The organism is Streptomyces sp. NBC_01571 (assembly GCF_026339875.1).
GTDB lineage: Bacteria > Actinomycetota > Actinomycetes > Streptomycetales > Streptomycetaceae > Streptomyces.
Genome location: NZ_JAPEPZ010000002.1, coordinates 236748 through 259127, shown reverse-complemented (window position 1 = coordinate 259127; position 22380 = coordinate 236748). Strand labels below are relative to the sequence as shown.

21 protein-coding genes are annotated in these 22380 nt (G+C 70.0%); 12 read left to right on the top strand and 9 right to left on the bottom strand.

The genetic code is table 11. From position 1 onward, the window contains the following. Nucleotides 1-180: 180 nt before the first annotated feature. Together OHB41_RS44365 and OHB41_RS44360 are read left to right on the top strand one after the other, a co-directional pair. Nucleotides 181-1512 (top strand): PP2C family protein-serine/threonine phosphatase, encoded by a 1332-nt coding sequence (locus OHB41_RS44365; RefSeq protein WP_266707145.1) that lies wholly within the window; start codon nucleotides 181-183, stop codon nucleotides 1510-1512. Then, nucleotides 1509-1862, top strand: a complete 354-nt coding sequence (locus OHB41_RS44360) for an STAS domain-containing protein (RefSeq protein WP_266707144.1) — start codon at nucleotides 1509-1511, stop codon at nucleotides 1860-1862. The genes OHB41_RS44365 and OHB41_RS44360 overlap by 4 nt, the downstream gene beginning before the upstream one ends. 107 nt (nucleotides 1863-1969) lie before the next feature. Here the strand turns inward: OHB41_RS44360 and OHB41_RS44355 are convergent, their stop codons facing one another. Beyond that, nucleotides 1970-2335, bottom strand: a complete 366-nt coding sequence (locus tag OHB41_RS44355) for an STAS domain-containing protein (protein WP_266707143.1) — start codon at nucleotides 2333-2335, stop codon at nucleotides 1970-1972. A 160-nt stretch (nucleotides 2336-2495) separates the two neighbouring features. On the opposite strand from OHB41_RS44355, the gene OHB41_RS44350 reads away from it, so the two are divergent. After that, the gene (locus tag OHB41_RS44350) at nucleotides 2496-2972 is read left to right on the top strand and encodes an ATP-binding protein (RefSeq protein WP_266707142.1); all 477 of its coding nucleotides are present in this window, start codon (nucleotides 2496-2498) and stop codon (nucleotides 2970-2972) included. 184 nt (nucleotides 2973-3156) lie between these two features. Here the strand turns inward: OHB41_RS44350 and OHB41_RS44345 are convergent, their stop codons facing one another. Beyond that, nucleotides 3157-3510, bottom strand: coding sequence for a PRC-barrel domain-containing protein (locus OHB41_RS44345; protein WP_266707141.1), 354 nt, complete (start codon nucleotides 3508-3510; stop codon nucleotides 3157-3159). A gap of 258 nt (nucleotides 3511-3768) precedes the next feature. Here OHB41_RS44345 and OHB41_RS44340 point away from each other — a divergent pair, with 258 nt between their 5' ends. From OHB41_RS44340 to OHB41_RS44325, 4 genes are all read left to right on the top strand, one after another. Then, nucleotides 3769-3945 (top strand): CsbD family protein, encoded by a 177-nt coding sequence (locus OHB41_RS44340; protein WP_266707140.1) that lies wholly within the window; start codon nucleotides 3769-3771, stop codon nucleotides 3943-3945. Nucleotides 3946-4136: 191 nt separating this feature from the next. Continuing rightward, entirely contained in the window at nucleotides 4137-5684 is a 1548-nt protein-coding gene (locus OHB41_RS44335) for a CYTH and CHAD domain-containing protein (RefSeq protein WP_266707138.1), read from the top strand. Between the two features lie 938 nt (nucleotides 5685-6622). Next, nucleotides 6623-10078, top strand: a complete 3456-nt coding sequence (locus OHB41_RS44330; protein WP_266707136.1) for a phosphodiester glycosidase family protein — start codon at nucleotides 6623-6625, stop codon at nucleotides 10076-10078. A 286-nt stretch (nucleotides 10079-10364) separates the two neighbouring features. Next, nucleotides 10365-10814: a spore-associated protein gene (locus OHB41_RS44325; RefSeq protein WP_266707134.1), complete on the top strand. Its 450-nt coding sequence runs from the start codon at nucleotides 10365-10367 to the stop codon at nucleotides 10812-10814. Between the two features lie 283 nt (nucleotides 10815-11097). Here OHB41_RS44325 and OHB41_RS44320 read toward each other — a convergent pair whose 3' ends face one another. Both OHB41_RS44320 and OHB41_RS44315 read right to left on the bottom strand, forming a co-directional pair. After that, on the bottom strand, nucleotides 11098-12282 hold the full coding sequence (locus OHB41_RS44320; RefSeq protein WP_266707132.1) for a GDSL-type esterase/lipase family protein: 1185 nt from the start codon (nucleotides 12280-12282) through the stop codon (nucleotides 11098-11100). Nucleotides 12283-12450: 168 nt separating this feature from the next. Further along, nucleotides 12451-13047, bottom strand: coding sequence for a TetR/AcrR family transcriptional regulator (locus OHB41_RS44315; protein WP_266707130.1), 597 nt, complete (start codon nucleotides 13045-13047; stop codon nucleotides 12451-12453). Between the two features lie 70 nt (nucleotides 13048-13117). Here OHB41_RS44315 and OHB41_RS44310 point away from each other — a divergent pair, with 70 nt between their 5' ends. After that, complete coding sequence (locus OHB41_RS44310; RefSeq protein ID WP_266707128.1) at nucleotides 13118-13609, top strand: FBP domain-containing protein; 492 nt, start codon at nucleotides 13118-13120, stop codon at nucleotides 13607-13609. A gap of 279 nt (nucleotides 13610-13888) precedes the next feature. Here the strand turns inward: OHB41_RS44310 and OHB41_RS44305 are convergent, their stop codons facing one another. After that, nucleotides 13889-14656, bottom strand: coding sequence for an SDR family NAD(P)-dependent oxidoreductase (locus OHB41_RS44305; RefSeq protein WP_266707126.1), 768 nt, complete (start codon nucleotides 14654-14656; stop codon nucleotides 13889-13891). Nucleotides 14657-15234: 578 nt separating this feature from the next. Here OHB41_RS44305 and OHB41_RS44300 point away from each other — a divergent pair. Together OHB41_RS44300 and OHB41_RS44295 are read left to right on the top strand one after the other, a co-directional pair. After that, complete coding sequence (locus tag OHB41_RS44300) at nucleotides 15235-16098, top strand: NAD(P)-dependent oxidoreductase (protein ID WP_266707124.1); 864 nt, start codon at nucleotides 15235-15237, stop codon at nucleotides 16096-16098. Between the two features lie 615 nt (nucleotides 16099-16713). Beyond that, complete coding sequence (locus OHB41_RS44295) at nucleotides 16714-17220, top strand: Dps family protein (protein WP_266707122.1); 507 nt, start codon at nucleotides 16714-16716, stop codon at nucleotides 17218-17220. Nucleotides 17221-17409: 189 nt separating this feature from the next. Here the strand turns inward: OHB41_RS44295 and OHB41_RS44290 are convergent, their stop codons facing one another. Genes OHB41_RS44290 through OHB41_RS44280 form a run of 3 tightly spaced genes read right to left on the bottom strand, consistent with a single transcriptional unit; the run spans nucleotide 17410 to nucleotide 19129 of the window. Beyond that, complete coding sequence (locus tag OHB41_RS44290) at nucleotides 17410-18309, bottom strand: helix-turn-helix transcriptional regulator (protein ID WP_266707120.1); 900 nt, start codon at nucleotides 18307-18309, stop codon at nucleotides 17410-17412. A 45-nt stretch (nucleotides 18310-18354) separates the two neighbouring features. Continuing rightward, nucleotides 18355-18636 (bottom strand): alpha/beta hydrolase fold domain-containing protein, encoded by a 282-nt coding sequence (locus OHB41_RS52800; protein WP_526025104.1) that lies wholly within the window; start codon nucleotides 18634-18636, stop codon nucleotides 18355-18357. A 31-nt stretch (nucleotides 18637-18667) separates the two neighbouring features. Next, nucleotides 18668-19129: a cupin domain-containing protein gene (locus tag OHB41_RS44280; protein WP_266707118.1), complete on the bottom strand. Its 462-nt coding sequence runs from the start codon at nucleotides 19127-19129 to the stop codon at nucleotides 18668-18670. A 571-nt stretch (nucleotides 19130-19700) separates the two neighbouring features. Here OHB41_RS44280 and OHB41_RS44275 point away from each other — a divergent pair. Beyond that, entirely contained in the window at nucleotides 19701-20435 is a 735-nt protein-coding gene (locus OHB41_RS44275) for a calcium-binding protein (protein WP_266707116.1), read from the top strand. A gap of 225 nt (nucleotides 20436-20660) precedes the next feature. Here OHB41_RS44275 and OHB41_RS44270 read toward each other — a convergent pair whose 3' ends face one another. Continuing rightward, the gene (locus OHB41_RS44270) at nucleotides 20661-21491 is read right to left on the bottom strand and encodes an SDR family NAD(P)-dependent oxidoreductase (RefSeq protein WP_266707114.1); all 831 of its coding nucleotides are present in this window, start codon (nucleotides 21489-21491) and stop codon (nucleotides 20661-20663) included. Nucleotides 21492-21690: 199 nt separating this feature from the next. On the opposite strand from OHB41_RS44270, the gene OHB41_RS44265 reads away from it, so the two are divergent. Then, entirely contained in the window at nucleotides 21691-22365 is a 675-nt protein-coding gene (locus OHB41_RS44265; RefSeq protein ID WP_266707112.1) for a TetR/AcrR family transcriptional regulator, read from the top strand. Nucleotides 22366-22380 lie beyond the last annotated feature (15 nt).

The window sequence follows — 22380 nt, the reverse complement described above, 5'->3', positions numbered from 1 at the left end:
TGCCGACACCGTCAAGCGCGGTACACGTCCAAAGAGCCCTCACGACCGCGCCGCCCTCGCCCCGCCCGACCGCTCGGCGTCCCCCGGGAGTCGCCACCACGGCCGTGGTGCGGTGGCGCGATCCGTAGGATAGGACAGCCACTCTCACCATGGGGGTGGGGGGACGAACAGGAGTCGGCGGTGGCTGTGCAGGACGACGCCCCACCTCCTCGAGCGATGACCTCGTTGATGGGCGAAGCCCGGCGCCCGGACGTCACGCAGCGCTACGGCGGCCTGGAAGCAGCCGCCGTCGACAGCATCCTCAGCCGGGTCGCCTCACTGGCCGCCGCCCTCTTCGACGCGCCCCTGGCAACGGTAGCGGTCGCCGGCACCGACGGTGCGTGGTTCCGGACGACGCACGGACCGGACCCGGTGGCCGACTCCGGCTGCGCCCCGGAGCTGTGGACCCGCACGCTCCTCCCCGACAGCTCCGGCACAGCCGGTGCCACGTCCACCGGTGCCCGTACGGTGATCGGTCGGCCGATCCATGGTGAGCTGGGCATACGATTCTGCGTCGCCGCTCCCGTCGTCACCGCGGGCGGCGAGCGACTGGGCAGCATCCAGGTGCTGGACACCCGGCCCAGGAAGGCCACCGACCGGCAGATGAGCGCTCTCGAGGACCTGTCCACCCTGCTGGTGGACGAACTCGAACTACGGCTGTCGGTGAGCGGCACCGTAGCGACCGAGCGCCGTATGCGCAGGGACGCCGAACGCCTGGCCCGCACCCTCCAGCGCACGCTGCTCCCGCCCGCCCTGCCGGAAGTTCCCGGGCTCGGGGTCGCCGCCTCGTACCACAACGCCTCACCGGACGAGGTAGGAGGAGATTTCTACGACCTCTTCCCCCTCAACGACGGACGCTGGGGTTTCTTTCTGGGGGACGTGTGCGGAAAGGGCGCCGAAGCCGCCGCCTTGACGTCCCTGGCCCGATATACACTGCGTGCCGCGGCCATATACGACCCTGATCCGTGCGGGGTTCTGGCGAATCTCGACACCGTCCTCAAGGGCGAATACCAGGGTGATGATCCCCGTTACCGCACCGCCGTATTCGGAGTCCTCCAGCCGGAGGCGGACGGGTCCTTCGCCGTCACGCTGGCCGGCGGAGGCCACCCGCCGGCGCTCGCCCTGCGCGCGGACGGGGCCGTCCATCCCATCTCCACCAAGGGAGGCCACCTCATCGGTCTCCTTCCCGACCCGCACTTCGTGACGGCCACCCTGCGACTCGCCGCCGGCGAGACGCTGCTGCTGTACACGGACGGTCTGACCGAGGCACGCACCGAGACGAGGGCCATGCTCGGAGAAGCGGGACTGGTCGCCCACCTCTCCGCGATCCGCCCTCCGGGTTCCGGTGCTCTGCTGACCGCCATCGATGAGCTTCTTGGTGGCCTCGGCGCAGGTGTCACCGACGACACGGCACTATTGGCCCTCTCCGTCCCGCCTCCCCGCAATGAACCGACCGCCCAGGAGCTCCAGTGACCCAGCGCACCCTTATCGCCGCCTCCAAGGCTCATTCCTCCGGGGTCACCGTGCTCACGGCAACCGGTGAACTCGATTACCACACCGCCACGGAACTGCGCGCGGCGGTGGACGACGCCGCCTTCACATCCGACGGCACGGTGATCGATCTGAGCGGGCTCACCTACTGCGACTCCACGGGCCTCACCGTCCTGGTCACCGCGTACCAGCGGGCCCAGGCCGCCGGATCTCCCCTCGCCCTGGCCGGACTCAGCGCGGATCTCACCCACGTGTTCGAGATCGTCGGACTCGACCAGCTGTTCAGCCTCTCCCCGACGATTGAGGAAGCCATCAAGTCGCTGCGTCGCTGATGCCCGCCCCCGGCGTCCCGAGCGCGCACCCGGTCCGCGGCAGTGCCCTGGAACAACGCGGGGACGGCGCCCTTAACCCGCTGTCGGCTCGCGAGGCGGGTGGACGCTCAGCTGTGCAGGGCCTGTTCGACGGTGGGATGGCAGGCGATGACGGAGTCGAGGCCGACGAGCTGGATGACGCGCAGGACGGGTCCCTGAGCGCCGGCGACGCGCAGCCAGCCGTTGGCATCGGCGGCAGCCTGGTGGGCGGAGACGAGGACGTTGATTCCGCTGGAGTCCATGAAGGTCACGGCGCTGAGGTCCAGCGCGGTACGGGGCGGGTCCTGGCCGTCGGCCGGCAGCAAGATGGCGCGGAGGGCGTCCGCCACATCGTGGTCGATCTCACCGGCCAGCGTCACGACACGGATTCCGTTGGTCGTGTGTTCTTTGACGGACAGTCGGTCCGGCCTGTCCGTTCCCTGGATGCTGGTCACTGTCTCCTCGTTTGCGCTCGCCCGGTCCACCGCGTGGAGATTGTGCCCCAACGCCCGGGGCGGATGCAGCTGAACGGCTGTGCCGAAGAGCACGTTGTGATTACGTGATTGAGTGACGGGTACACGAGGGCTGTAACAGACGGGGAACGAGGGAGTCGGGATGGGAGCCCAGACCGGCGATGAGCACGGTGTGGGGCATGTCACCACGGTACAGGCGAGTTACGCCTTGGGTGACGACGACGGCTGCATCGCCGACGCCCGCCATCTCGCTGTGGCCTTTCTTGAGCAGGCGCGTACCGTGCACGGTCTGGCCGTGTCCGCCCGGGTCATGGATCTGACGCAGCTGGTCGTGAGCGAACTGGTCACCAACGCCCGCAAGTACGCTCCGGGGCCGACGCTGATGCACCTTCGGATCGCCGACGGCATCGTGGACGTCGCCGTCTGGGACAGCGACCCCACCGTCCCCACCGCCCGGACCGCCGACCCCGGCAGGATCGGCCAGCACGGTCTGGAAATCGTGAAGGCCGTGGCCTGGCACCTCGACGTCGAACGGGAAGCGGTCGGCAAGCGCATCACCGCCCGGCTGCCCCTGGCCGACACACCCCGGAGCGGGGTCACCGCACTCCGCCTGCCGTGACGGAACGTCAAGCGGCCTTCCAGCCACCGAGGCCCACCCACCCACCCTCCTGGCTGCGCCGTGCCGCCGGTGAGTGGGACCAGAAGCCGGTGGGTGGGATGAGCGAAGCCGGTGACTGGGATGGGAAGTGGGGGCCGGCCGGAGAATCTTCGGCCGGCCCCCGCTCGTGGGGTGGTGCTGCGGGTCAGGCGCGTCGTTGGCCCTGGTAGTAGGCGCCGACCTGCTCGTGGTAGCCGGCGTCGCCGACGTGCTTGTCCTTGTCGAACTCGGGGGAGTCCTTGATCTGGTCCTTGGTGAGAGCGACGTAGATCTTCTGTTCGGCCTGGTCGATCGTCGTCACGGTGCCGGCGGGCAGCAGGACGTGCTTGCCGAAGATCCACACACCGGTGTCGACCACGAGGTAGGAGGAGTGGACGTCGTCCGAGTGCTTGTCGACCTTGCCGATGCTGCCGTCGGTGGCCTCGACCTTGTAGCCGATCAGGTCGGTGCCCGCGGCGTGGCCGGTGGTCGGCTGGTAGCCCCAGATGTTGTCGCTCATAAAACGGCTCCTTCTTCGATATTTTTCGCTTCCCCACGGTCAGAAAATGCGGGGTTGTACAGGCGCCATCGAATTCGGTGACGTTTTCTCGGAACGCCGGGTGCCCTGCGTCCCGGATGCTACACATCGAATGTCTCAGCACGCCGGGATGGGGCGGCACCGATGTTTTCCCTGTGGAAACTTTCCGGGTTTGGGGGCCGTGAACGGGGTGAGACGGGGGGTGAATCCTTTTCCCGATACGACAGGATGTGAGTGGTTGTGGCTGCGGACGAGAAGGCTCAGGCCAAGGGCGAGCAGGCCGAGGGAAAGGTCAAGAAGGTCGTCGGTGGTGCGGTCGGCAACGAGTCCCTGAAGGCCAAGGGGCACGCCGAGGAGTCCAAGGGCGACCTGCGCGAGGCCAAGGAGAAGGCCAAGGACGCCGTCAAGCCCAAGTAGTCCACGGCAGGTGCATGTGACACCGGCCTGTCCGGTCCCGGCAGTCCGTCTCCCGTTTCGGACTGCCGGGATCAGTGGCGTCCCGGCACGACGACGTGGGAGCCGGCAACGACGACGAGGTACCCGGCCCCGGATGCCGTCGGTTCGCCCCGCGCATGTTTGAGCGGCGCTGAGACGTGCACGCGCCCCATATGACCTATTCGAAGCGAGAGACAGAGCGAAAGTACGAAGCCCCGTCGGCCGATGACACCGCGTGGCTGCCGGACCTCACCAGCGTGGACGGCATCGCCTCGGTCGTGGGTGAGGGCCCCGACGAACTGGACGCCGTGTACTACGACACTGATGATCTGCGTCTGGTCGGCGCGTCGGCGACACTCCGGCGAAGGACCGGTGGGGCCGACGCCGGCTGGCACCTCAAACTGCCCATGTCCGGGGACAGCCGGGAGGAGGTGCGGGCCCCGTTGTCCGACACGATTCCGGTCACCCTGCGTGACCTGGCCCTCTCCCGTACCCGAGGGGGAGATCTGAGGCCGGTCGTCCGTATCCGGTCCACCCGCAGCACGCAGCACCTCGTCGGTCCCGAAGGTACGGTCCTCGCGGAGCTGAGCCTCGACAGGGTCCGCGCCGAGTCGCTGCTCGCCAAGAGCACACGGGCCGCACACACCTCGTGGACCGAGATGGAGGTCGAGCTCGCCCAGGACGTCGATCCCGCACTGCTCGACGTCGTGGACAAGGCGCTGCGCAAGAACGGCATCGACCGTGCGCACAATTCGTCCAAGCTGGCCCGGGCCCTGGAGGAAACGGGAACGGGAGCCGCGCCCCTGTCGCGGGAGCGTGTCGAGGACGTCGTACCCGGCTCGGCCGCGGAGGACGTCCTCGGGTACGTGAACGCGCAGGTGCACAGCCTGGTGGACCTCGATCCCGCGGTACGCCGCGGTCTGCCCGACTCGGTGCACCGGATGCGTGTCACCTGCCGTCGACTGCGCAGCACCCTGCGCACCCACCGGGCGGTGTTGGCGCGTGAGGTCACCGATCCGATCCGCGAGGAGCTCAAGTGGCTGGGAGGCGAGCTGGGCGCCGAACGCGACCAGGAGGTCCTCATGGAACGGCTCGACGCGCGCATCGGGGCCCTGCCGCGCGAACTGGTCCTCGGGCCCGTCGACGCCCGGCTCAGGGTGTGGAACGTCTCCCGCTCCTCCGAGGCGCGGCAGCGCACCCTCGACGCCCTGCGCTCACCCCGTTACCTGGCCCTTCTGAATTCCTTGACCAAGCTCACGAAGCAGCCTCCGCTGCGTCGCAAAGCCGCCCGCGAACCGGAGCGGGTGCTGGTCAAGGCGATCCTCAAGGAGTTCGACCAACTGGCCCGCCGGGTATCGCACGCGCTCGAGCTCTCCCCGGGGAAGGAACGGGACACGGCCCTCCATCAGGCCCGCAAGGCGGCCAAGAAGACGCGGTACGCCACCGAAGCGGCGCGCGCCTCGCTCGGCAAACCCGCCAAACGGCTCGGCAGGCGCGTCAAGGCCGTACAGAAGGTGCTCGGGGAGCACCAGGACAGCGTCGTCGCGCGGGACGTCCTGCGGAACCTGGCCCTGGCGGCGCAGGCGGCGGGGGAGTCCGGCTTCACCTGGGGCCTGTTGTACGGCCAGGAGAACGCCGTGGCCGAACGGTGCGAACGGGAACTGCCGACCGTGTGGGCCGACGCGTCGAAGCCGGGGCTGCGTGAGGCGCTCGTTCACTGAGCGACCGTTCTCTCCCGGCGTCCGGCGTCACCGAGGCGCGGACACCAACGACCCGGGGACGGCCCCCGCATATCTCGACGGCCGTACCTCTCGACTGCGAACGGCACCGCAGCGCACCCATCGTCGCACCGTCCCCCTGATAGCCGTCTGAGCCGCGCCCCTCGCTCTGCGCGCGGCCTTGACGACCCCGGCTTCCTGCCCTCCCTCGGCGCCAGTCCGATCGCGACCACGCGGGCCGGCCGGGACACCACGCGCCCAGGGAGCCGTACGCCGTCGAGCCGTGTTCCGGGGCTCCGTCCAGCCCACAGCCGCACCGGCGTTGACGGCCGCACCCGCAGCACGGCGACGACGGGAGGCGCTCGACGGCGTAGGCCCCGTATCGGTGCCTCGCACTCGTCCACGGCGACCTGATCCCCAAGACCCGCGACACCGCCCCGCGTTGCGACAGGCCGCCAGGCCCGCGCAGCCGGGTTCCCTGGACGAACGACGCCGCCCCGACGTACCACCGGTGAATCGGCGGGTGCCCCGGGATGCGTGCCCGTCAGGGGGCTTGTACACCTCGGCGGGCCCACAGCTGTGCGCGCTGTGGCTCTGCCGGCGGCCATGGCGCCGCTCGACCGGCTCCTGGTGGTACGGCTGTTCAGTTCACCGCGTGGGCGGCCCGGCTCGAGGGCATGGCCCCGACCGCCATCGTTTCTGCCGACGGGGGTGCTTCCGCCGCCGTCGCTGGGGGCGCCCGACGGAGCTGCCGTCGGGCGGCGAACCGTGCTCCGGGAAAGCGGAGATGAAGGTTAACGCAACCTGACCTTGTCCGGAGCGAAACGCTCCAGATGGTCATCTGCTTCATCCGGTGGGGAAACCTGCGATCCGCCGAGACGGTGTGCGGTGGCTGTGCGCACCGGTGTCCACCGGTACGCATGGTCGTAAGGAATCACTCAATGACACTTCGCGCAAAGAGACCCGCGGGACCCGGCATACGCCGTACCGCGGTCGCAACCGCGGTGGCGCTGGCGTTCGCCGGTGCCGCAACCGGTGTGGGAACGGCTTTCGGTTCCACCGACGACGTGGCCTCGCACGGCCACCCGGTGGACCGGAACTGGCTCCCGGACACGCCGGAGAACTGGCCGCTGGTGGTGGACTACACCCATACCCCGGCCGAGACCGTCACCCGCGGTCTGCAGCACTACGGCGAGACCTACGACACCGTCGGCGGCCGCCAGCACATCCAGGTGCTCAAGGCCGACCTCGCCGACCCGAACCTCCGGGTCGGCGTGGTGGAGGCCGGCGACACCATCACCGACCCTGACGACGAGACACCGTCGTCCATGGCCCGCCGCACCCACGCGGTGGCCGGCGTCAACGGCGACTACTTCGAGATCCACGCCAGCGGCCGCCCGCTCGGCGGCGTCGTCTCCAACGGGCACATGCTCAAGAGCCCCAAGCCGGGCTTCGCCTCCCAGTTGGGCGTCAAGCCCGACGGCACCATGGTGATGGGCCCGGAAACCTTCTCCGGGACGATCACCGCGGGCTCCGCGACCCGCCCGCTCACGTCGGTGAACACCGTGAACGACGCGGCGTCCGGCGGCGTCACCGAAGTCACCCCCGACCTCGGCGAGACCCCGGGCCTGCCCCAGCCCTCGACACTGATCCTCGGTCACACCACCACCGGCGGCTTCGTCGTCGACAGCGTCCGGACCGGTGTCACCACCGTGCCGCGGCTGACCTCCGATCAGCTCGGCCTGCTCGGCGCCGGGAACGGCGGACAGTGGCTGGGCGACACCCTGCACACGGGTGACTCGGTGGGCATCACCGCGCGCCTGTCTCCCGACAACGATGTCACGCAGCTGGTCAGCGGTGTCGACACGCTGGTGAAGGACGGCAAGGTCTACAAGGACCCGACCGGCACCCCGCCGAGCGGTGCCAACCCGGAGACGGCGGTCGGCATCACCAAGGACGGCAAGCACGCCGTCGTCGTCGCCATCGACGGCCACGGCGGCGCCGATGCGGCGTTCGGTGTGACGCCCGAGCAGGCCGCGGGCTACATGGTCGCCCACGGCGCCTGGACCGCCATGCTCTTCGACGGCGGCGGCTCCACCGGCATGGTCAGCCGTGCCCCCGGCGCCGATCAGGCCGAGGTCGTCAACACCCCCTCCGACCAGCCCGGCAACACCGAACGCCCGGTCGCGAACGGCATCTTCTTCTACACCACCGCCAAGGAAGCCGGAGACGCCGTCAAGGTCGTGGTGAACGGCGGCGAGACGGTCACCACCGTCGCCGGCGGCGCCGTCCCGGTTCCCGTGCACGCGCTGGACCGGTTCTCCAACCCGGCGTCCGGCAAGGTCGAGGTCCGGATCGAGCCCTCGTCCCTCGCCACCTACGAGGACGGCAAGCTGACCCCGCGCCGCACCGGCACGGGCCGGATCGTCGCCTCCGACGGCCGGGTCACGACCTCCGAGAAGCTCGAGGTCGTCAGCAGGCTGCAGTCCCTGACGGTCTCTCCCGACCAGGCCGACCTCGACAACGGCGCCATCCAGCAGCTCTCCCTGTCCGGCACCGTCAAGGGCGGGGACGCGGTGCGGATCCCCGCCGAGGCCGCCACCTGGAAGGTCACCCCGGACAACCTGGGAACCGTCGACGCGCACGGTCTGTTCACGTCGGACGCCGAGCACGGCGGTCTCGCCGAGGTCAGCGCCACCGTGGCAGGCACCACCACGACCACGTCGATCGCGGTCGGCCGGGTCACCAAGGTCGTCGACCCGATGACCAGCACCGACGTCTGGCGGCTCAGCAACAACACCACCGGCAAGCCGGCCACACTGAGCGCCGACCCGGGCGTCGTCCCGCCGGAGTCCACCGAGTCCGGTTCGCTGCGCCTCGACTACACGATGCCGGCCGGCGCGGGCGTCAAGCAGCTCGTGCTGGCGCCGAAGGTCACGCTGAAGACCGACACCCACGACGGTCAGGTCCCCACCGGCATCGGTGTGTGGATCAAGGGTGGCGGCCCCGACGGCCTCCAGCTCGCCGAGAAGTACATCAACGTCGACGGCACCGCCAACACCCCCCTGTACCTGACCGGTGTCACGTCCGACGGCTGGCGCCTCGCGGTCGCCCAGCTGCCGGCGGGCATGAAGTTCCCGCTGACCGTCAGCTACCTCGACTTCCTGGCCATCAGTCCCAGCACCACGTACACCGGTTCGCTGAACGTCGCCGGGCTGCAGGCGCTGTACTCCCCGCGACCGGTCGTCGAGCCCGAGTACAAGGCGATCCCGAAGAACCCGTCGTGGCTGAAGTTCGAGGAGGACTCCGCGGAGTTCGCCAAGCGCGGCACGACCCTGCTCACCGGTGACGACGCGCACCTGCTCGCGAGCGACCCCGGCTCCGTGAGCAGCAACGTGATGGATTCCATCGCCAAGAGGGTGCCCACCCTCACCCCGCAGGCCCGGCCGGACGCCGCCCAGTTCCTCGGCGACATGTCCGACGACGGCAAGCCGGCGGACCTGCAGTTCGCCAAGTCCAAGATGGACGCCCTCGGCGTCCCCGAGCGCGACATCGTCGGCAACCACGAGATCACCCAGGGCGCGGACGCCGAGAACGGCAACTACAGCGACACCTTCGGCGACACCCACTACGGCTACTCCCAGGGTGCGGCGCGGATGATCGTCACCGACAACTCGCACGGCAGCCTGCAGTCCTCGGACCCGTTCCAGGACCCGGCGGGCGAACAGTACCCGTGGCTGGTACAGCAGTTGACGGACACCACCGCCAAGGACGTGCTGGTCATCACGCACATGCCGGCGTACGACCCGCACCCTGCCGCGAACAGCCAGTTCACGGACCGGTGGGAGGCGCGCATGTACCTGCGGCTGGTGCAGCGCTACCAGGAGACGCACCCGAAGCAGCACGTGATCATGATGTACGGTCACGCGCGCGGCTTCTCCGAGCAGGTCCTCGACCCCGAGGGGCGGAGCGTGACGACGGCCGAGGGCGGCATTCCGCAGTTCGCCTTCGCGGACCTCGGCATGCCCGCCTACGCCCCGGCCGACCAGGGCGGTATCTACCACTTCGGTCTGATCCGGATCGGTGACGACGGAGACCTGCAGTACACGGTCGAGCCCGCTCTCGCGTCGATCACCGTCAAGGGCCCCAAGGACCCCATCGCCGAGGGCGACCACGTCACCCTGACCGCGACCGGGGACCAGATCGCCGGTGACAACATCGCACCGCTCACCATTCCGGTCGCGGACCCGGCGTCCCACCTCTGGAACTCCAGCAACCCGCAGGTGGCGTCGGTGGATCCCTCGACCGGAGCCCTGACCGCCCACCGCCACGGCACCGTCACCGTCTCGGTGACCTCCGGCGGCATCACGGGCAGCGCCCAGGTCGTCGTCCGGTGACCTGATCCGCCACGGGGTGCCGGGCATCGCCCGCGCAGCCCGCGGACATGAGTGCGGGGAAGGAGTCGACTCCTTCCCCGCACGGCTTTCCCCACGTGGTCCGTACGAAGCGGTGTCCGCCCCGAACCCCTGCCGGACGGCCGTCCGAACCGGCGGCGGTGCCCTCCGAGACTCCGGTCCGCCCCACCCGGGTCTGACGTCTCCGGCGAACAGGTACAACCATCCGAACGCGTCGCGGGTCACACCAGACAGGAGCAACCGACTCCAAAAACAACAAGGGGGAAATATGCGATTCAACCGGGCTGTCCTGACCGCATCCGCGTTGGCGGCGCTGTCGGTCGGGACCGCGACCGCGATGGCGGCACCCGCCTCCGCCGCGGCCAACACCACACCGCAGAAGGTCTGCGGAAGCAGCTACCGGACGGTGAACTCGGCGCCCGTCGGGTCGCTGGGGACGGTCTACCTGACGTACAACTCCTCGAACGGCAGGAACTGCGTCGCGACCATCCGCAGCACCCCGGGTGCCCTCAAGGACATGTCGGCATGGATCTACGTGGGCGCCACCGACGAGGGGGCCCAGGACTACGGCCGGTACACGTCGTACGCCGGCCCGGCCTCCGTCTACGGCAAGGCCTACTGTGTCGACTGGGGCGGCAACATCGACAACGTGTACGTGCAGGTCACCGGCTCCAACTGCAGTGCCCTGAAGGAGCACCGGGTCACCACGACCCGTTGATCCGCTCCGCCCGTCCCCGCCTCGTCACGCGTGCCCCCGTCACCCGCGGCCCGACCGTCGGGAAGAACGAGTTGACGGTCATCCGGTGACGACGTCCGTGCGGCGGGCCGGGCGGTGACCCGCAGTGATGCAGCTCGTCCTGACGGAGTTCGCGCGGTTCCGTCAGGGCGAGCTGCGTGCGCCACCTGGGCCGGCGACTTCGGGGATGTCGCCGGCCCTTCCCCAACCGATGCAGGCCCAGGCCGCCTTGTGGGCGATGCCGTACCGCGGTTCCACGTGCCGTTCAGTCACCCGTGGTGGCGAGCGGGCCGCCCGGGGAGAAGGCCAGCGCGGCGAAGCGTTCGCCCATCCGGCGGTGGGTGGTGGCGTCCGGGTGGAGTTCGTCGGGGAGCGGCAGTTCCGCGGCGTCCGCCTCGCCGTAGAGCTCGCGGCCGTCGATGTGGCGCAGGTTCGGGTCCTCGGCCGCTCTCTGCCGGACGATGCGGTCGAGTTCGGCCCTAATGACGCGCAGGGTGAGCTTTCCGGCGGCGGTTTCCGCGGGATCGCCCGCCGCGCGGAAACGCAGTTGTCCGGCGCTCAGTGCGCTGAAGTCGGGGGCGCTGGGGCCGGGCGTGTCCTCGTGGATGGGGCACAGGATGGGTGACACGACCAGCAGTGGAGTGGTCGGGTGGCCCTCTCGGACGGTGTCGAGGAAGCCGTGGACGGCCGGAGTGAACGCGCGCAGCCGCATCAGGTCGGTGTTGACGAGGTTGATGCCGATCTTGACGCTGATCAGGTCCGCGGGGGTGTCCCGCAGCGCGCGTGCCGTGAACGGGTCGAGCAGGGCGCTGCCGCTCAGCCCGAGGTTGACCAGCTCGACGCCGCCGAGGGCTGCGGCCAGCGCGGGCCAGGTGGTGGTGGGGCTCGCCGCGTCGGAGCCGTGGCTGATCGAACTGCCGTGGTGCAGCCACACCGCGCGGCCCCGGTCCGGCACCGGCTCGACGGGGGCGTCGGAACGCAGGGCGATCAGCTCCGTGGTCTCGTTGTGCGGCAGCCAGATCTCGACGTCCTTCACACCGGCGGGCAGATCGGCGAAGCGGAGGGTGCCGACCGGGCCCGGTTCGGTTCTCGTGGATCCGGTGGTCATGTCGATGGTGAGGACGTTGCCGCCCGCCACGCTCGCGCGACCGGCCAGGCGGCCGTCGACAAGCAGGTCGTACACCCCGTCCGGACGCGCCGGGGCACCCACGTAGGCGCGTTTGGTGGGCAGTGTGTCCAGCTCGACGACGGTGGCCCGGGTCCGCAGAACCAGCCGCACGCCGGAGGGTTGGGCCTCCGCCATGGCCAGCTGGCCGTCGGTGCACTGGGCGCGGGCGCGGGCGGGCAGCCGGTGGGGCAGTACACCGTGCTCGGTCCGCTCGAGTTCGAGGGCGCCACGCAGGAGGTCCGCGGTGAGGGGCGTGGTGGTCAGGGTGCTGTCGTTGCTCATGGTCCGGGGCCTGTGCCTGTTCGAGTCGGTGCGGCGGTGCGGCGGTGCGGCGGTGCGGCTGTGCGTCTGGCGCTTCTGGCGCGTCGGTGTGTCTGGTGTGTCCGGCGGGTCACGAAAGGCCTTGTGCCGTCCTGGACGGCGGCGGCCGGTGGCGCTCTGCCCGTGGGGTCAGGCCGGTGGGCGAGAGGGGCTCTGCGCGGGCGCGGACCAGTTGCGCAGCAAGGTGTCGAGAGCGTCCACGACCCACGCCCAGGATTCCTGGGAGTCGGGGGCGCTGTGACTGAACCCTCCGCTCATCTCCAGGGTGACGTAGCCGTGGAAGGTGCTGCCCAGCAGCCGGACCGCGTGGGTCTGGTCCGGTTCCGTCAGGTCGTAGCCGCGCAGGATCGCCCTTGTCATCCGCGCGTGCCTGACCCCGGCGCTGGCGGCCGCCGTCTCCGGATCGAGCCTCAGCTGCGCCGCGGCGTAGCGGCCGGGGTGCTCTCGCGCGTAGTCCCGGTAGGCGTTCGCGAAGGCCGCGAGGGCGTCCTTGCCGGCCCTCCCGGCCAGGGCGGCGGCGACCCGGTCGGCCAGTTCCCCCAAGGCCAGCAGGGCGATCCTGACCTTCAGGTCGTGCGAGTTCTTCAGGTGCGAGTACAGACTCGCGTCCTTCACGCCGAAGTGCCGGGCGAGCGCCGCGACGGTCACCTTGTCGAAGCCGACCTCGTCGGCCAGCTCCGCACCCGCCAGCGTCAGCCGTTCCGCGGTCAGCCCGGCTCTTGCCATGACCATTCACCCACCAGTCAGAGTCACTAAATGATTTGCCTAACCATCTTAGGCAATTTACTTTACTCCCATGGAACCGCTGACTGAGCAAGAGATCCGTGCCGCGTTCGTGAACTGCACCAAGGGCGAGGCCAAGCGTCTGTCCGTCCCGCGCGACCTGGCCGACCGACCCTGGGAGGACCTGGACTATCTCGGCTGGCGGGACCCCCAGGCCCCCGACCGCGCCTACCTCGTCAGCCCGCTCGACGGCGGCCTCAAGGCCCTCGCGCTGCGCTGTCCCGGTCCCGGCGCCCAGCAGACGCGCCGCAGCATGTGCTCGATGTGCCTGACCACCCACACCGGGGGTGTGTCCCTGATGGTGGCCCCGAAGGCGGGCAAGGCGGGGCAGCAGGGCAACTCGGTGGGCGCCTACATGTGCAGCGACCTCGCCTGCTCGCTGTACATGCGCGGCAAGAAGGACGCGGGCGTCGGCGGACGCCTGCACGAGTCGCTCACGCTGGAGGAGAAGGTCCAGCGAACGGTGTCCAACATCGCCGCGTTCATGGCCAAGGTGACGGCGTGAACGCGGTGAACCGCATGCCGGTACGCGGTTGAAGGGCCGCCGGCCAGGGTCCCCGTAGGTGCCGGACGGGACCTACCAGGTCGAGGTGGCCCCGCGCTGGGTTGGATCAGCCGTGGATCAGCGCCGCCGGGGCCCGTGGAAACAGCCTCCAGGTCGGGCGAGGCGGAGACCCTGACGCGGGCGACGTCCCGGTCGGCCACGTCCCCCGACCACCTGAGACTCCATCGCACGGCCCTGTCCATCCCGGCCCTGTCCTTCCCGGCCCTGTCCTTTCCCGGATCAGTACCAGCCGCCGTCGGCTTGGATGGTCCGGCCGGTGATGAACGAGGCGTCGTCGGACACCAGGAACGAGACGACCGCGGCGATCTCGGAGGGTTGGGCCATCCGGCCGAGCGAACTGGCCGTGCGGATAAGGGTGTTGAAATCCGTGTCGACGTCGGGATGGACGTAGTGGGAAGCCGCGTCGGTGGACATGTCCGTGACGGTTCCCCCGGGCGCGATGGCGTTGATGGTGATGCCGCGCCGGCCCAGTTCGGGACTGAGGTTGAGCGCCATGCATTCGACGGCGGCCTTACTCGACGCATAGAGGGCGTGGTAGAAGACCGCCTTGTGGGCACTCCGCGACGACGTCAGGACGATCCTTCCTCCCTCGCCCATGTGCCGTACGGCGTTCTGCACGGCGAAGAACTGGCCTCGGGTGTTGATGGCGAAGACACGGTCGAAGTCGGCGGGAGTGACGTCGGCCAGCCTGCCGAAGTACTCGACTCCGGCGTTGCTGACCAGAATGTCCAGCCCGCCAAGAGCTTCGGCGGCCTCGTCGGCCAGCCGCCGGATCTGGTCCGGATCGCCGACATCCGCCTTGATCGCGACCGTCCGGCGGCCGTCGGCGCCGATCTCGGCGGCGAGCGCCTGCGCCGCGTCGCCGTTGCTCCGGTAGTTGATCGCCACGTCCGCCCCGTCATCGGCGAGCCTGCGGGCCACCGCCGCGCCGATCCCTCGTGCGCCACCGGTGACCAGGGCCTTCCTGCCTGCCAGTCTTCCGCTCATCGGGCTGCTCCCGTCCACGAGAATCCGGCGGTCACGCCGAATGCGGGCAACGCGGTGTACGGGTCCGGAACGCATGGCAACGGACGACCCACCTCACCACGCACAGGCGGTCCAGGACCGCCGTGACGGTTCTCGTCGCGGCGGGCGTTTCCTCGTTCACCACCGGACCGTCCCTACAGAATCGCCCCGGCCCGAGCGCCGACGCCACTCGGACGAACGTCCGGCCCCGGCGCCGGATTCTCAGGGTCACGCAGGCGTCGGCCCGTGGTCGGAGCTGTCGGCCGTCTCTCCGGTGGCGCGAGCAGACACGTCCCATATAGTGCGTTTTGCGAAAGCGGCAGGTCGCCGACGTCGATCCCGACGCCGATTGGGCTGCCGCACGCGGTCGCGCGGCCCGCGGGCCGGGCCGGAATCCGATCGCGGTGGCACCAGGGGGTGAAGGCCCTCACCGTCATCGACCCGGCATCCCGCACAGTCGCCGCCACGGTCACCCTCGGTACCGGCCCCTACGGCGTCGCCGTGACCTGGACCCGCCACGTACCACCGGACCGACGGGGGGCACAGAAAAGGGGTCTTCCATGTCTCAGGCTTCCACCGTCGCTGTTCTGGGCGCAGGCGCACTCGGCGCCGCGATGGCGATGCGTCTCGGCGAAACCGGGCACGAGGTACGGCTGTGGAACCGAACGGAGGAAAGGGCCCGCGCGGTTGCCGAGCAAGCGGCCGGAGTCACGGCGGTGAGGGCGCTGGAAGATGCGGTCTCCGGCGCGTCCGTCGTCATCACTGTGCTCCGTGACGGCGACGCGGTCACGGAGGTCATGTCAGATGTCATCGCCCGGCTCGACGACGACGCCGTCTGGGTGCAGGCGAGCACGGTGGGACCGAGGGACGCCGGCGTGCTGGCAGGCCTGGCTCGTGATCACGGTGTCGCGTACCTCGACGCACCGGTCTCGGGAAGCACCGCTCCCGCTCGGCAGGGCAGGCTCGTCTGGCTGGTTGCCGGCCCTGAAAACGTCCTTGCGCGGGCGCGTCCCGTGCTCGACGATCTCGGCTCGTCCGTGCTCCACGTCGGGACGGACGTCGAGGGCAGTGCCGTCAAGCTCGTGGTCAACGCCTGGATGGCTGCCTCGACGGTCGCCATGAGCGACGTCCTCGCGCTGTGCGACGCGCTCGGCATCGACCACGCGACGTTCGTCCGCGTGCTCGAGGCCGGCCCGCTCGCCATGCCGTACGAGTTGCAGAAGGTGGGCGCCATGGACGACGCCTCGTACGCGCCCGGATTCGCGGTGCAACTCGCCCTGAAGGACATCGACCTGGCCGCGGCGGCCGCCACCCCCAGCCCCCTGCTCGAGGCCGTACGGGACCGCCTCGATGCGACCGTCGCGGCCGGCCACGACAGGGACGACCTCGCCGCCGTCGACTACTTGAGGAAGCCGCCGTCGTAGTCCGTGTGCGGGCCGTCGCTCCGGCCCCGGCCACCTGGCTGGGGCCACCGGAGCAGGAGCAGGGCGGCAGCGAGTGCGACAGTCGGTACGACCGCCTGCTACCGCGGTCCTGCGGTCCCGTCCGGTCCGCGACGCGCGGCTGTTCCCTGACGGTCCGCGACGCGCGGCAGTTCCGTGTCGGCCCGCGTCTGCGTGCCTGGCCGCGTCCGCGTGTCCGGCCCGGCGCCCGGGCGGCCGACCTCCCCCGGCCGCCGGTCGGGCAGCCATCGCGCGCCACGCCTTCGGAAGGTACCGGGCCGTGATCCGGAAGGGCGCGTCCGATCCGGCGACCATGCTGCGCCGCGGTCGAGAAAGGCCAGGCGGGTACGCACCGACAGCGACCGCTCAGAGGCGTCGTCATCGCACGGGCGGCGCTCGGCCACCCGGCCGGCCGGAGCCGGAAAGGCGACGACTGCGCGGGGCATGCCCGGCAGGAAAGCGCCGACGCAACCGTTACGGGCAGGCGGCCGAACCCCGGTTGCGGCGCGGAGACTTCTTCGTAGGTTGGGAGGCGTCAGCCAACGGGCCTCCTGTCTCCAGGGGCCCACTCCCTTGTGCTCTCGAAGGAGAGATGCCATGACCGTTTCCTCTGCCCCTGGGGGCTCCCGGCGTTCGGAGACCGATACCGCCGGGTTCACGGCCTCGCCGCAGCTTGCCCAGGCGTTGCAGCAGGTCGTGGTGGACCTGGTCGAACTGCACCTCCAGGGGAAGCAGGCCCACTGGAACGTGGTCGGTCACAACTTCCGGGACCTCCACCTGCAACTGGACCAGGTCGTCGACGACGCGCGGGAAGCGGCCGACACCATCGCCGAACGCATGCGGGCGCTGGCGGCGTTCCCTGACGGCCGTACCGACACCGTGGCGGCGACCACGACCCTCCCCGCGTTCCCGGAGGGCGAGCAGAGTGTGCGCGCCGTCGTCGACCTCGTCACCGCACGCCTGCGCGCCACCGTCGACACGCTGCGCACCCACCACGACCAGGTCGACAGCGAGGATCCCGCCACGGCCGACCTGCTGCACGGGATCATCGACTCGCTGGAGAAGCACGCCTGGATGGTCAGCGCGGAAAATCGATCCGTCTGACACCGGTCCCCGAAGCGGCCTGGCCTCGCCGTTCCACCGGGCCCTTACGCGTTCCCGCACGGAACCCGGCCCCGCACCAAGTGGTGGGAGGGAAAGCCGCCGAAGCCGGACGTCCTGCCGCAATGGACGTGGTCCTCGACGGAACCGGCGCCGCGGCCGCAGCAAGGGACCGGCTGGAGAGCCGCGGACCTAACCCGGGCGGGAGAGTTCGGAGCCGGGACGGGGTGCACCGTCGCGGCGCGGCCGGCAGGACGTACGCAGGGTGTCGAGTTTCCGCGCGTCGGTCGCGGCCCTGGCCGCGTACGTGACGATCCGGAGATCGGAACCGGCGACCATCAGGACGTCCAGCTCGAGGGCGATGTCACCCACCACAGGATGCTCGACGGTCTTGCGGTCACCGACGAGGGCGCGGGCGGTGCCGTTGAACCACAGATGTGAGAAACGCGGACTGCTTCCCAGCATGCGTTCGACGAACGAGGCCAGGCGCGCGTCTGCGGGATGGGCGGCCGCCGTCACCCGCAGGTCGGCGACAAGGGCCTCCTCCTCGGCCGCGTCGCCGCTCCACGACCGCACAGGCCACGCCGCGACGGCGCGCGGCTTCCGGCCGCCGTGCGCACGGAACATCCCGGCGACGAGACTGCCCTCGTCCCAGTCGTACGTACGGGGGTCGCCGACCGTGACGGACCACATCCCGTTCCAGCCGATGATCGTCCAGTCCGCGGCGAAGACCGCGACGGGCGCGTCCGTCAGCTGACGGACGAGCCGGTACACCCGCGGCGGCACGTGCGTGGACACGTTCCCGTCCGCAGGCGGTGCGAGACGGGCGCACCGGAACAGGTGGTCGCGCTCGGACGGGTCCAGTCGCAGGGCTCTCGCCAGGGCGGTCACGACCTGGGCCGAGGGGTGGCGGGCGCGGCCCTGCTCCAGCCGGACCACGTAGTCCACCGACAGGCCCGCCAGTCGGGCGAGTTCCTCACGGCGCAGTCCTGGTATGCGCCGGTGCGCCTCGGCCTCCAGACCGCCGTCCAGCGGTGAGAGGCGTTCGCGCCAACCCCGCAGTGCGGTACCGAAGTGATGCGTCGTTGCCATACGGATCATCATCGAACGCCCGGCGCGAACGAGGGGTTGGTTCGGTCAGGGCGAAACACGTTCTTTGCGCGCCGTTTCCTCCTGGTCGCCCGTGCCGACGGGAGGTGTGGCGGAGACGGCCCAGTGCGCCCGGATGAAGACCGCCGCCGAACGCGGCGCCGCGTCTTCTTCGTCGAGCATTGCCGCGAACGCCTGGAACACATGCGGGACTTGGGGCCGGACCTGCAACTCGACGCGCACGTCGCGTGCGGCGGCGCGGGCGGCGAGCCCGGTGGTGTCGTCGAGCAGGATCTCGTGCGAGCCGACCTGGACGAGCGGGGGCGGCAGGCCGGTCAGGTCGTCGAAGAGCGGGCGCGGGTCAGCGCGGCGGACCGACGATGACCTGACCGTACGTGTCGGCGGCCTCCGCCATACGGGCCTCGGAGATCTCGAAGCCCTCGGGGCGAGGGGTCGTCAGGTCCCGTCCCACGTGCCGGAACATGCCCTCGATGCCGCCGGGGGTGCAGATCATCAGCAGGTCGGCGGTGTCCGACGTGATCCGGTACCCGTGCGGGACGTTGCGGGGCAGGAAGACGATGCCGCCCTCCGACAGTTCCATCTCCTCGTCGTCGCACCACAGCAGAGCGCTGCCCTTGACCAGCATGAAGACCTCGTCCTCGCGCGTGTGCAGGTGGTACGGAGGGGCTTCGCCCTTGCCGACGGAGAACCGTCCGACGGTCAACTGCCCGCCGGTGGCCGCGCTGTCCAGGAGTACGGCGAACTCCCCGCCGTCGAGCCATTCGAGCTTCTGCTGCTGATCGGGCTGTGCGAGGTAGGCCATGGTCACGAGGGTGTCCGTTCTGCGCGGTCGGCGGACGAGGAGCGCACTTCGAGGGGGGGCTCTCCGAGAGGATCAGCGCGGTCACGGCGCCCCGGCTCCGTCTGGATCACCGAAGTGCGAGGACGGTGGTCGAGGTCGTCGCCGGATGCCGTCGTGCCGCGTGTTCGATCATCCTCCGGGAAACGCGGTGGCCGCCAGACGCGAGGGTGGCAACAGCAGTACCACCCCATGTGCCGGCCCTCGTCGGCCAACTCTCGTCAGGGGTGCTGCCGTTCATGTTCCGTTATTGCGATCCTCACCCCGACGTCACCCTCCTTTTCCTGCTGATTTTCCGTTGCGCGGGTCGTACCGGAATTTATTCCGTGTGAAAGACAGGGCAACCAATTACGTGCCCCACGGGTCAAACGTGTGTTGTCAGGAACCACAACCGCCTCTTGGAGGCCATGCAATGCCCTCTTACCCCATAAGCCGTCGGGCTTTACGCGCCTCGGCCCTCGCGCTGGTTATCGGCGCGGGACTGACCGGTCCGGTCGCCCTGGCCACCACGGCCGGAGCCGCGGCCTCGTCGGCCATGGCCGCTGTCAACGACTACGACTGGCAGCTCACCTACAAGGCCGCCGCCGGCCAGACCAACAAGGTGACCATCGCCGAGTCGTACACCATCGGGCACGAGGCCATCACCTATGTGATCGACGACATCGTGCCGATCGACGCGGGGCACGGCTGCTCCCACCCGGTCGCTACGGACCGCACCAAGGTCTCCTGCACGGTCGCCGCGCTGGAGAGCCAGGACCCGTACGCCGCCCTGGAGATGAGCCTCGGCGACGGCAACGACACCGTCACCTCCCACAACTCCACAGGCCAGGTCTACTACTTCAACCGGATCGACCTCGGCGCGGGCAACGACAGGCTGACCGACACCACCGGACTCGACGGCAACGAGGTCGTCGGCGGGACCGGCGACGACACCATCACGGTCGGCAAGCTCGCGTCCGTCTTCGCCGGTGACGGCAACGACACGGTCAACGCCGACGGCGGGGACAACATCGTGAGCGGCGGCAACGGCAACGACGTGCTCCGGGGCGGCGCCGCCGACCAGATCCTCAACGGTGACGACGGCAACGACACGATCTACGGCGGTACCGGCGACGACTCGCTGTACGGCGGAAAGGGCAACGACATCCTGTACGGGAACAGCGGCGACGACGAACTGTACGGGAACAGCGGCGACGACGAACTGTACGGCGGTCCCGGCGCGGACACGCTTTCCGGCGGCCCGGGCAGGAATATCGTCCATCAGGACTGACAGTTCCGCCGTCAGGGGAATTGCGTCGCGATCCGTGCGGTTCCCCGGACGTGAACCGCGGCTTCGCAGTTGCCTTTCGCCGATGACTTTCTGACTTTCGCTGATGCGTACGCCGAGTCGACGGCGCTGCCCAGGGCGGCCGATCAGCCCCTCAGGAAACGCCTGAGGAATCCCGGGAGCCGGTAGCCGCTGACTGCTGACCGCCGGACCCGCGGGAGCGCGCGGTCAGTCGGAGACGGACTCGGACACCTCGCGCCACTTCTCGTCGGACTCGGTGATGGCCCGGGAGGCGGCCTGGGCGATCTCGTAGGCCTGGGCGCCGAGCACGATCCGGACGGGGGCGTCCTGCCGTCCGGCGAGGTCGTGTACCACGTGGGCGACCTTGACGGGGTCGGACTCCGCCGAGTTGGACGTCGAGCTGCCCCTGATCATGTCGGCGAAGGTGCCCACCGTCTGCTGATAGGGCTCGCTGACCGGCGGGATGGTCATGGACGATCCGGCCCAGTCGGTGCGCATGCCGCCGGGCTCCAGCACGGTGACCTTGATGCCGAGCGGGGCTACTTCCTGGGCGAGGACGGTGGAGAAGCCGCCGACCGCCCATTTCGCGCTCTGGTAGGCGCTCAGCCCCGCCGAGCCGACCCGGCCGCCCACGGAGGAGACCTGGAAGATGTGCCCGAAGCCCTGCAAGCGAAGGGCGGGCAGCACGGCCTTGGTGACCTGCACGACGCCGTAGAAGTTCGTGTCGATCTGGGCGCGGAAGGCGTCCAGGGTGACGTCCTCGACGGAGGCGATGTCGCCGTAGCCGGCGTTGTTGACGACGACGTCGTAGCGGCCGAAGGCTTCGAGGCCCTCCCGAACGGCGCTCCGGACGTCGTCGTCGCTGGTGACGTCGAGGGTCAGCGGAAGGATCCGATCGCCGTGGCGGGCCACGAGGTCGTCGAGCCGGGCGGACTCGCGAGCGGTGGCCACCACCTGGTCGCCGGCTTCCAGAGCCGTCTCGACGATGGCGCGGCCCAGACCGCGGGAGCTTCCGGTGACGAACCAGACCTTGGGCATGGGCGTTCTCATTTCTTCCTGGTGGAGGGGGGTGCGCGGGACTGTTCCGCTGTGACCGGCCCGCGGACGGCCAGGCCCGCCGGGTATGCCGGGTCGGCCGGGACCGCCGGACCGATTGCGGACCGCCGGTCTCTTCTGTGTTCACCGTAAGGGACCGCCGGTCTGATGTCAAAAGACCGACAGTCTGTAACATGGCCGCATGACGACTTTCCAGCGTGCGCGCAGCGAGGAGCAGCGTGAGATCCGCCGACAGGCGATCCTCGACACCGCGGCCGCGATGCTCGACGAGATGCCGGTCGGCGAGGTCAGCCTCAATGAGCTGAGCCGACGCGTCGGGCTGGCCAAGTCGAACGTGCTGCGGTACTTCGAGTCCCGCGAGGCGATCCTGCTCGAACTGCTGGACACCGCCTGGACGCGGTTGATGGGCGAACTGCCCGACCTGCTCGCCGCCGGCGTCGGTCCGGAGCATGCGGTACGGCAGCGGGGTGACGCGTTCGCGGCGGTGTTCACCCGCTCGCTCGCGGAGCGCCGGGTGCTGTGCGATCTGCTCAGCGCGCAGGCCGGCGTCCTGGAACACAACGTGTCCGCGGCGGTCGCCGCCCGGTACAAGAGGGCGGCCATCGGCAACGTCGACGCACTGGCCGGCCTCGCACGTCAGTACCTGCCCGAACTGGGCGACGGAGCAAGGCCGTTCAGTGCACAGGCCTTCATGATGGTCGGCGCCGTCTGGACCCACGCCCGGCCTTCCCCGGGGATGCTCGCCGCCTACGAAGCGGACCCGTCGCTCGCGGCACTGCGCATGGACTTCGCCTCCACCCTGCAGGAGATGGTGGCGACCCTCATCGCCGGCACCCTCACCCGTACGGCTTCCTGACCGCCGTCTCACACC